The organism is Allobosea sp. P4_E12 (assembly GCF_056401655.1).
On sequence record NZ_JBFUIY010000002.1, the window covers coordinates 374,976 to 385,514 of the forward strand.

At 67.0% G+C, this 10,539-nt stretch carries 7 protein-coding genes and 2 pseudogenes; 7 read left to right on the forward strand and 2 right to left on the reverse strand.

The features are described 5' to 3' along the window. Window positions 1-84 precede the first annotated feature (84 nt). Window positions 85-2,010, forward strand: coding sequence for a L,D-transpeptidase family protein (locus AC1DW9_RS03775; RefSeq protein WP_476775562.1), 1,926 nt, complete (start codon window positions 85-87; stop codon window positions 2,008-2,010). 201 nt (window positions 2,011-2,211) lie between these two features. Further along, the gene (locus AC1DW9_RS03780; protein ID WP_441504362.1) at window positions 2,212-3,981 is read left to right on the forward strand and encodes a peptidoglycan L,D-endopeptidase MepK; all 1,770 of its coding nucleotides are present in this window, start codon (window positions 2,212-2,214) and stop codon (window positions 3,979-3,981) included. An 18-nt stretch (window positions 3,982-3,999) separates the two neighbouring features. On the opposite strand, the gene AC1DW9_RS03785 is transcribed toward AC1DW9_RS03780, so the two are convergent. Both AC1DW9_RS03785 and AC1DW9_RS03790 read right to left on the reverse strand, forming a co-directional pair. Beyond that, window positions 4,000-4,608, reverse strand: a complete 609-nt coding sequence (locus tag AC1DW9_RS03785) for a glutathione S-transferase family protein (RefSeq protein WP_441487939.1) — start codon at window positions 4,606-4,608, stop codon at window positions 4,000-4,002. Between the two features lie 78 nt (window positions 4,609-4,686). Further along, window positions 4,687-5,688 (reverse strand): LysR family transcriptional regulator, encoded by a 1,002-nt coding sequence (locus tag AC1DW9_RS03790; protein ID WP_441487938.1) that lies wholly within the window; start codon window positions 5,686-5,688, stop codon window positions 4,687-4,689. Between the two features lie 116 nt (window positions 5,689-5,804). Here AC1DW9_RS03790 and AC1DW9_RS03795 point away from each other — a divergent pair, with 116 nt between their 5' ends. From AC1DW9_RS03795 to AC1DW9_RS03815, 5 genes and pseudogenes are all read left to right on the forward strand, one after another. Further along, the gene (locus tag AC1DW9_RS03795; RefSeq protein ID WP_441504361.1) at window positions 5,805-6,410 is read left to right on the forward strand and encodes an FMN-dependent NADH-azoreductase; all 606 of its coding nucleotides are present in this window, start codon (window positions 5,805-5,807) and stop codon (window positions 6,408-6,410) included. A 147-nt stretch (window positions 6,411-6,557) separates the two neighbouring features. After that, window positions 6,558-8,036: an SLC13 family permease gene (locus tag AC1DW9_RS03800; RefSeq protein ID WP_476775560.1), complete on the forward strand. Its 1,479-nt coding sequence runs from the start codon at window positions 6,558-6,560 to the stop codon at window positions 8,034-8,036. A 111-nt stretch (window positions 8,037-8,147) separates the two neighbouring features. Next, window positions 8,148-9,316, forward strand: a pseudogene (locus AC1DW9_RS03805) (glycerate kinase family protein). Continuing rightward, window positions 9,313-10,302, forward strand: a complete 990-nt coding sequence (locus AC1DW9_RS03810; RefSeq protein ID WP_476775559.1) for a S8/S53 family peptidase — start codon at window positions 9,313-9,315, stop codon at window positions 10,300-10,302. Before AC1DW9_RS03805 ends, AC1DW9_RS03810 begins: the two are co-directional and overlap by 4 nt. A 55-nt stretch (window positions 10,303-10,357) precedes the next feature. Next, window positions 10,358-10,539: pseudogene (locus AC1DW9_RS03815) on the forward strand (IS481 family transposase); the annotation flags it as partial.

Genomic DNA, 10,539 nt, shown 5'->3' on the forward strand with positions numbered 1-10,539 from the left:
GCTGTTGCACCCCCGCATCTTGTCGAAACAGGCCGAGTCACGCAGGTATCGCGGATATCGGGCAGAGCTATAGGGAATTGGACCATGCGTCGTCGCCACTGGGCGAGCTTTGCTTCTGCATCGGTCCTGGCCTTGGCCCTTGGTACCGGATATGCGCTTGCGCAGGCTACCCTTGAGCCTCAACTCGGCATCCCCCTGCCCGAGCAGCCGGCACTGCTGATACTGAATGGCGACAAGCCGCCCGAGAGCCTGACGCCGCCGGTCTTGCCGGAGGTTGTCGTCACGATCGAGACCGCCCCCAAGGCCGCGAACGCCGAGCCGGAGATGGTGACCGGCACGGTTGCCCCCTCGGCCCAGCCACAGGGCGGGCTTGCTCCGCTCGAGGTGCCCCCGACGCCTGCCACGACGCCCGGCGTCGACCTCGACGAGCCTGTGGTGCTCGACATCCCGGCCATCGATCTGCCGCCTTCCGACCCAGCGCTTGTCCCCGCCGCCAGGCCTGCGCCTCTGCGCTCCGCCGAACCCGTGATTGCGCCGCCGGACCTGCCCAAGGTCGTGGTCGAGCTTCCCGCCGGACCGGCGCTCGCCGCCGAAATCACCGAGCGCGCGCCGGAAGCGCTGGCATTGCCGCGCCTCGCGGAACGCGAGCGCAGCGAGATCCTCGCCGCCTATCAGGCTTTCGAGAACCGTCCCTTCTGGATCGACGGCAAGGGCTGGAGCGCGGCGGCCAAGCTGCTCGTGGCGCAGCTAAGCCGCGCCGGCGAGGATGGCCTGCGACCGACCGACTATCCGCTGCCCGTTTTCGAGGCCAGCGACAAGGGCAGCCTCGCCGAGGCCGATGTCCGGCTTTCCGCGCTCGCCGTGCTCTATGCCCGCGACGCGCGCGGCGCCCGCGTCGACCCGCGCCGGCTTTCCAAGCTGCTCACGCCGACACTGTATCTGCCCTCCGCCACCGAGGTTCTCTCCGAGATCGCGGCCGTTCCAGATCCGGGCAAGGTGCTGGCGGCCTACAACCCGCCGCATGAGGGCTATCGCCGCCTGAAGGCCAAGCTCGCCGAGCTGCGCCACCACCAGGACGATACGCCCATGGTGCGCATTCCCGCCGGCCCTCCGCTCAAGCTCGGCATGCGTGACGAGCGCGTACACCTGATCCGCGCCCGGCTCGGCCTCGGCCCGTCCGATGAGGCTGTGTTCGATCGCTCGACCGCCACTGCAGTCGCCGAGTTCCAGAAACAGGCTGGCCTGCGCGCCAACGGCATCCTCAGCGCCCAGACGATTGCGGCGCTCGGCACGCCGGCGACCAACCGCGCCCAGCAGGACATCGTCGCGCAGATGGAGCGCTGGCGCTGGCTGCCCGCCGATCTCGGCCAGACCCATATCATGGTCAATGTGCCGGAATTCCAGATGCGGGTAATCCGCGACGGCAAGGTGGTGCACCACGCCCGCACCATCGTCGGCAAACCTGAATCGGCGACGCCGATTTTCTCGCACCGGATGGACCATGTCGTGGTCAACCCATCCTGGTTTGTGCCGCCATCGATCCTGAAGAAGGAATTCCTGCCCGGCCTCGCCGCCGATCCGGACTATGCCGCCAAGCGCGGCTATGTCGTGACCCGCCGCGGCAACAACATCTCGGTGCGCCAGCCGCCGGGCGAGCGCAACGCGCTCGGCTGGATCAAGTTCATGTTCCCGAACGACCATGCCGTCTACCTGCATGACACGCCGAACCGCCGGCTCTTCGCGACGGAACGCCGGGCCTACAGCCATGGCTGCGTGCGCGTCGACAATCCTTTCCTGCTTGCCGACCAGGTGCTCGGCCCGGAATGGACGACAGAGCGTCTGAAGCGTCTGATCGGCTCCGGTGAGCGCACCATCCGGCTGCCGCAGCCGCTGCAGATCCACCTTGTCTACAACACTCATGTCGTCCAGCCGGACGGCAAGCTGGTGACCTTCGACGATATCTACGGCTTCCACCGCATGGTGAGGCAGGCTCTGGAGCAGCGGGGCTGAGATCGTGGCGAAATGTGGGATCGAGCACCTTTTCGCCACGATCCACAGCTAGCCAGCTTCGGTGGAAAGAATCGTAGCGTACAGGTTACCTGCTTGTTAACCTGCTGTTAACGCATCTCCGCAACTGTTCGTTGACGTTTGCCGAGCTCCTTGCCGGCGCATCGAGACGGGTCGAGTAGCTTGAGCAGATCCTCAGCCACCATGCCGAGACGGCTTCTGCTGCGCGTTACGCCGGGTTTCCGTGGCGGACTGACGATGGCCATTGCATTCGCGGCCCTCGTCTGCGGCATCCGCGGCACGCAGAACGCCGTCGCCAATGGCGACACGCGCACGATCTCCATCCGGCACATGCACACCAAGGAAGAGATCACCGTAACCTTCAAGCGTGACGGACGTTATGTCGCCGAAGGCCTGGAGAAGCTGAACTGGGCCCTGCGCGACTGGCGCATCGACGAACCGATCAAGATGGACCCGCGCCTGTTCGACGTCGCCTGGGAGGTTCAGCGCACCGTCGGCTCCGAGCAGCCCTTCCACGTCGTCTCAGCCTATCGCTCGCCCGGTACCAATTCGATGCTGCGCCGACGCTCGCGCGGCGTCGCCAAGCACAGCCAGCACACGCTTGGCAAGGCGATGGACTTCTACCTGCCGGATACCCCGACAGCCAGGATTCGCGAAGCCGGCATGCGGCTGCAACGCGGCGGCGTCGGCTTCTATCCGGGCGCGCATACGCCATTCGTCCATCTCGATGCCGGTTCGGTCCGCTCCTGGCCGCGCATGACGCGCGACCAGCTGGTGCGCCTCTTCCCGGACGAGAAGACCGTGCATCTGCCGGCCGATGGCCAGCCGCTTGCCGGATACGAGCTGGCCAAAGCCGATGTCCTGGCGCGCGGCGGTGCCGTGGCTGGTTATGCCGCCGCCGATCTCGATGAAGGCGCGGTGATTTCATCCGGTCGCAAGAGCCTGTGGGCCGCCCTCTTCGGCGGCGATGACGAGGAGGCGGATGCACGGCCACAGCGCGGGCGCGCCCCCGCGCCGAAGCCGCAGCCGGTCGTCATGGCCTATGCCCGCCAGAATTACGCCGACAGCAGCTCGGAGGATGGCGGCACGCGCTTCGGCGCATCGCTCGTCGCGGTCCCGGCTCCGGAGCCGGCTCCGCGCGTGACCCGCCCCATCCGTCAGGCCCCCGTCCCGGCCGAGCCGCCGGTTCAGGTCGCGGCGCTCGCACCAGCGCCCGCTCCCGAAGAGGTCAGGCCGAAGCTGATCGACGCGCCGCTTCCCATCGCACGCCCTGGCGGCCTCACTCCGCCGGCTGGGCAGCAGGGCGTTGTCCAGGTTGCTGCACTGCCGCAGCAAGGCGGAGCACTTGCCTTCGCACCTCAGCTTGCGCCCGGCGGCCGCCCCGGCGAGGAGCAGAAATTGATCTTGGCCTCGCTGCCGCCGCGCCGTCCCGGCGAAATGACGGCACTGGTCGAGACGGTCGTCGCCGGCAAGCCGATGGCCGCCCCGCTGCCGCCTTCGCGTCCGGTCGCCTTTGCGAACCTGGCCACGGCCTCGTTGCGCGGCAGCGATGCCGACCCGGTGCCGGCCGTCCAGCAGGAAGGCAGGCTGGTCACGATCACTCATCCGATGCCGCCGAGCCGGCCGCAACTCGGCAGCACCGTGATTGCCCGGACCGAGCGGAACAACGGTGGCAGCCCTGCACCCACGCCGATCGTTGCGCAATATGACGCCGACCGTTCGAACCTGGACTCGCTCTTCGCCGCCGTTAGCCGTCCCGCGCCCGAAGGTCGCAAGGTGACGGTTGCGACCGCACGCGCCAAGGCCGCCTCGGCCCCGCCACCCGGCTGGGTCCAGGGCCCCGGTCCGGCCGCCTCGCTCGGCTTCAGCCATGCCGATCCGAGCGACGCCAAGACCGGCAGCTTCAGCGGCCCTGCGGTGAAACCACTGCCGACGAACTTCGTCCAGAACTGAGCAGGCTGAACCGGGGGCTCACTCCCGGTCGATTGGCCAGGCCTTGAACACGGCCAGCTCCTCGCAGGCGCGCGCCTGAGCAGCAAGAGCCGGCCAGCGGCTCTCCTCGACATAGTCCGGGATCACGAAGCGGCAGAACCCCCAGGCGATGGCAGCTGCGATATCGGCAGGCTCGAGCTCCGGCCCCGAGCCCAGTTCACCGCGCTGGGCCGCCTGATCCAGCAGATCGAGCGCAGTGTGCAACTGCGTCACGATGCGCTCCTGCCAGGGTGCATAGCGCTGGGCTTCGGGACGCTTGCGCTCATATTCCACCGAGACGGCCTTGTCCGCCGCGACGATGCCAATGCCGGTCAGGCTGAGATCGCGGACCCGGGCAGTGTCTTCGATCGGTCGCAGGGAACGGCCGGCGACATCCTCGAAATGCTGGATGATCAGCAGCGACTCGCTGATTACCGTGCCATCCTCGCAAACCAGCGAGGGTGCCTTGATCAATGGATTGATCGCCCGGAACGCATCCATGTGGCGGAACACGGAGACCGAGCGATGCTCGAATTCGACCTCGAGCAAGGTTCCGGTAATGGCGGCGCGCCGCACATAGGGACTGTCCAGCATTCCAACGAGCAGCATCGCAATCTCCGTTTGTGAGCGCGTGCAGACTGGCCGCTCGTTCAGGGAATGCAACGCCAAATCATGTGATGCCGAAGATCACGCCAATTGATGTGCAGGCAGCCCGGCCTCCGACGCGACGGCATCATCGGAAACCGGCTCCGCGCCGAAGGACAATCCGCGCGCCTTCGCCGCCATCTGGCAGCGATCCCAGCTCGGCTCGCCTCCGAAATGCTCGACCAGGAGATCGATCAGAACGCGCACTTTGCCGGGAACATAGGCGCCTGGCGGGCGCACGACAAAGAGCCCCTGCTCCTTCATCGGATAGTCCAGCAACAAATGCTCGAGCGCGCCTCTGCTGATCGCGTCCGTGAGCATGAAGGTCGGCAGCACGGCGAGCCCGAGCCCCGCCTCCGCCCATTCCGCCAGGGTTTCGCCACTGTCCGAGCGCATCCGGCCGGTCGGCCTGACCGAAACCCAGCGCTTGCTCATCCGAAAGGTCCAGTCTGTCGTCGCTGTACCGGTATAGATGAGGCAGTCGTGCTCGGTCAGGTCGAGCGGCGAGATCGGGCGGCCCCTGCGATCGAGATAGCCCGGGCTTGCGACCACGGCTCCGTAGACCGGCGCGATGCGCCGCGCGACCAGGCTGGAATCCTTGAGCGTGCCGATCCGGATCGCCGCATCGAAACGTTCGCCGATCAGATCGACATAGCGGTCGCTGGCCTCGACATCGAGCTCCAGCTTGGGGTGACGATGCGCCAGCTCGGCGAGGACCGGCGCGACATGGCGCACGCCGAAGGTCAGCGGCATCGACAGGCGCAGCCTCCCGGCAACGCCACCGGTCTGCTGCGCCACCGATTCACGCGCCTCCGCGAGATCCGCAAGGATGCGTTCGCCGCGCGCCTTGAACTCGATCCCGGCCTCCGTGGGGCTGATGCCGCGGGTCGTGCGGCTGAGCAGCCGGGTACCGAGATCGGCCTCGAGTCGAGCGATGCGACGGCTGACGATAGACTTCGACAGACCCAGCACCTTGCTCGCGCGCCCGAAGCCACCGGTCTCGACCACGGCGATGAAGCTGCGGATGTCATCGAGCTCCGACATGAGAGTGTTCCCCTGAGAGCAACAGTATGGTTCCCACTATGGGCGTTCTGGTGCGTGAAGTGAACCGCTATGTTGCACTGCATCGAGGCCATTCCCTCCGTTTCAGGATCGCAACCATGTCCAACCTTCTCGTTCTCAACAGCAGCGCCCTCGGCTCGGCTTCCGTTTCGAAGCAGCTCGTCCAGGATACCGTCACCCGACTCACCGCCCAGAACCCTGGCCTGAAGGTCGTCGAACGTGACATCGGCCTGGCCCCGGTTCCGCATCTGACCCTCGATTCCGCGACCGCCATTCGCGGCGGCGAGCCGGCCAATCCGGCTCAGGTAGAAGCCCGCACGCTGTCCGATGCGCTCGTAGAGGAACTGAAGGCGGCCGATATCATCGTGGTCGGCGCGCCGATGTACAATTTCGGCATCTCGTCGACGCTGAAGGCCTGGTTCGACTATGTGCTGCGCGCCGGCGTGACCTTCCGCTACACCGAGTCTGGCCCGGAAGGCCTGATGACCGGCAAGCGTGCGATCGTGGTCGAGAGCCGCGGCGGTCTCTACAGCAGCGGCCCCGCCCAGATCATGGACTCGCAGGAGCCGCATCTGCGCACCCTGTTCGGGTTCATGGGCATCACCGATGTCACGTTCATTCGCGTCGAGAAGCTCGCTTTCGGTCCCGAGGCACGCGAGCAGGCGATCAACGCCGCCCAGGCCGAACTTAAGCTGGTTGCCTGAGCCTGATATTTCGCCAGGACAGGGCCGGCGTCGGGAAACTGACGCCGGCCTTGTCTATGCAGGGTCAACTCCGCCACGCCGGGCGGACTGAGCAACTGCTGCGCCGAGCCGAGGGAATAAGACGCGTTCTCGCTCGTTTCTCTCGACATGAGCAGCGTCCTCCCCCCTCCTCCCGTCGTGATCGCGCCGGTGCAGCCGTCCCGACATGCCGGTGCGCCTCTGGCGCCGCCCGGCGCGCCCGGCACATTCATCCGTTTCGCCGCCATAGCCCTCGCGTCGGCTGCGGCATCGTCGATCTGGTTCGGGGCCCCACTGGCACCGGATGCCAGGATCGTGCTGATCGTCTTCTCCCTCGCCACCATCGGCTGGACGATGACGGCGATCGACGACACGCTGATCGCCCTTGCGGCCGCAGCGGCCCTGGTCGCAACCCGCACGGTGCCGACCGAACAGCTCTATCTCGCACTTGGCAGCGAGTTGATCTGGCTGTTGATCGGTTCCTTCGTGATCGCGGCCGCACTGCGCGCTTCCGGCCTCGCCGAACGCCTGGCCCTGTCGGCGCTGCAGCCCTTCTCGCGCGTATCCTCGCTCTTCTTCTCCGTGACCTTCGTCATCATTGCCACCGCCTTCCTCGTCCCCTCGACCTCCGGACGCGCCGCATTGCTGTTGCCGGTCTATCTGGCGCTGGCCGAGGCGATCGATGACCGCCGTATCAACCGGGCATTGGCGCTGCTGTTTCCCTCCGTCATCCTGCTATCGGCGGGCGGATCGCTGATCGGAGCCGGCGCGCATCTGATCGCGGTCGAGATGATGACAAGGGCAGGCCGCCCGGGGCTGGACTATCTCGACTGGATCGTCCTCGGCCTGCCCTTCGCGGTGCTGTGCAGCCTCGCCGCCACGATCGCCATTCTCACGCTGTTCCTGTCTCGCGCCGAGCGCAGCTGCTCGCTGGAGCGACGCTCGCCTGAGCGAACGCCTTTGACCCGACCACAAATCCATGTGCTCGCGGTCGCTGTCACAGTGATGATCGGCTGGAGCACGCAAAGCTGGCACGGCATCGACATCGCGATCGTGACATTGCTCGGCGCTGTCGCGGTCACTCTGCAACCGCTCGCTCCAGTCTCGATGAAACAGGCCGTGAAAGCGACGGAATGGCAGCTCATCCTGTTCCTCGCGGCGACGACACTGATGGGTGGCGCGCTGATCGAAACCGGGGCGGCGGGCGCGATCGTCAAGGGCCTGCTCGGCCTTCTGCCCGGTGAAGCGCTGACAACGCCATGGCTGCTGGTCGGGGTGATCTGTGCCATCGCGCTGCTCTCGCACCTGGTCATCACCTCACGCTCGGCCCGCGCCGCGGTGCTGATTCCGATGCTCGCCTTGCCGTTCGCGGCGCAGGGTTACGATCTCCGCGCGCTGGCTTTCGTCATCGTGATGGGAACCGGCTTCTGCCAGACCTTGCCGGTCAGCGCCAAGCCGGTTGCACTCTTTGCCGGGCTCGACCGGCCGACCTATCAGCCGCGCGACCTCGTACTGCTATCGGCGGTATTGCTACCCCTGATCTTCGCCCTGCTCATGGGCTTCGCGACCTACATCTGGCCGCTGATGGGCCTGCCGCTGCTGCGTTGACCGGCCCTTCGCGGGTGGCCGCAGAAATTATTGAGCCGGCATGGAATAAGCGCGCACAGGCTTCGTTTGGCACAGGGAGGCACGAGCCTCCCTGCGTTCGAGGAGCCCAACATGACCCTCAAGATCCTGATCGCCCCCTCAGGTTTCAAGGAAAGCCTGGATGCGAGCGCTGTCGCAGCGGCCATCGCGCTAGGCGTGAAGACTGGCATGCCCGACGCTGACACCCTGCTTGCCCCCCTCGTCGATGGAGGAGAAGGTTTCACCAAGGCGCTCGTCGCCGCGACCGGAGGCCGTCTCCATCGCCTCACCGTGACGGGGCCGGTCGGCGAGCCGGTCGAGGCCTTCTTCGGCTTCCTCGGGCGGTCCGGACCAAGGACGGCTGTCGTCGAGATGGCCGCCGCCGCCGGGCTCGCACTTGTTCCTCGTGATCGGCGCAATCCGATGCTGGCTACGGTGTCGGTGAACTGATCCGTGCCGCACTCGACGCCGGCGCCGAGCGCATTCTGGTCGGCTGCGGCGACAGCGGCATCAATGACGGCGGCGCCGGAATGGCAGATGCCCTCGGCATCAGGCTGCTCGACGCTTCAGGCCGGCGCATCGGCCGGGGCGGCGGCGCACTTGCCACTCTCGCCCAGATCGACCTGAGCGGCCGGGATCCCCGCCTTGCGACCACCCGGATCGATGCTGCGGTCAACTGGCACAATGTCCTGCTCGGCCGCAACGGAGTCGCCCGGGTCTTTGCTCCCCAGAAGGGCGCAACGCCGGAGCAGGTGGTCGCGCTCGAGCAGGCGCTGCATGTCTATGCGGCTCAACTCCAGGCTGCGACGGGCGACGATACGAGCACAGCGCCCGGTTGTGGTGCCTCTGGCGGGCTGGGCGCCGGTCTCCAGGCGCTCCTAGGCGCGAGGCTGCATCCGCGGTACAACATCGTCATGCAATATCTGGCTTTTGATGACTTGCTGGGTCAGGCCGACCTGGTCATTACGGCCGAAGGCTGCCTCGACGCGCAGACACCATTCGGCAAGATTCCCGCCGAGGTTGCGCGCCGGGCCAAGAAGCGGGGCATCCCGGTCATCGCGCTCGCCGGAACCATCGGCCGCGGCCGTGTCCGCATCAATTTCGAGCATGGGATCGATGCCTTCGCGAGCATCTTGAAGCGTCCCTGCACGCTGGAAGAGGCCATCGCCGAAACCGAGAAGCTGCTGCGCCGTGCGGCCGAAGACGCGATCCGGATGATCGGCGTCGGCATCAGGCTGCAGCATGAAGGGCACGCCGCGTGAGCGACCTGCGTGGCCCCCAGGCCAGGGCGCTCGCGCTCGGCCTCGTGCTGGCTCTGTCGCCGCTGCCCGGCCCGGGCAACGCGCCATGGCAGGCGCCTGCGGCATTTGCCGATGACGATGGTGGGGACGGTGGCGGCGGTGGAGCCGGCGGCGGCGCAGGCGGTGGCAACGCAGGCGGCGGCGGAGGCGGTGACGGCGTCGACCCCGCGCGCTATCGCGGCACCGGGACCGGCCCCTTCAACCTGCTCAGGCTCTTCGGCATTGAAAGCCGTGCCCCGCAGCGTCCACGGCGGGCGGGGCCGCCCACGCCACAAGCGTCTCCGCGCGAGCTTGTCGCCAGCGGGCTCGTCGAAGCCGATTTCGACAAGCTTCGCCGCGACGGCTTTCGGATCATGGCACAGCGGCAACTCGCCTTGCTGCCCGGTCTGTCGGCCCGGCTGCGCGTTCCGCGTGGCCTCTCAACCGCGCGTGCGCTGCAGCGGGTGCGCTCGCTCGCGCCTTCAGCGCTGGTCGATCTCAACCATCTCTATCGCAGTCTGGCCGCCCCCTGTTCCGAGGCACGCTGCTTCTCCTTGACGACGCCGGAAGCACGGATCGAGGGCACCTGTCGCGCCCATGGCACGATCGGCATGGTCGACACCGCAGTCGATGCCGAGCACCCGTTCCTGTCGCACAGCGGCATTGTCACCGAGGTGGTGCGAGCCCCGTACTACCGGCCAGCTCGCGACACGCACGGCACCGATATCGCGATCCTGCTGACCCGGAACGGACCGGGCCCGGCCGGGGCGCGGGTGATCGCGGTCGACGCCTTCCATCGGCGCGCGGGTGGCGCCAGCACAGACAGCCTCGACCTCGTAACGGCACTCGACCGTCTGGCGGAACGTTCCGTACCCGTGGTCAATCTCAGCCTCGCGGGGCCGGCCAACGCATTGCTCGACCATGCCGGCCGGGCGATGCAGCAGCGCGGTACAGTCCTAGATGTGTAGTCCCGAAATCTGATGGTGCATCATCGATCCTGAGTCGTCAGGAGGAGGATGCATTATGGGAAGCGTTCTTCATGGCAGCGCCCGCACGACGGCGCGTGTTCGAGCCGAGCTCCAAGGGTCGAAAGAGAGCAGCCGGGCCCTTGCCGTCCGCTACGGCTTGAATCCGAAGACTGTGCTCAAGTGGCGCAAAAGGACCACCACATCCGATGCGCCCATGGGACCGAAGGACCCTCGAAG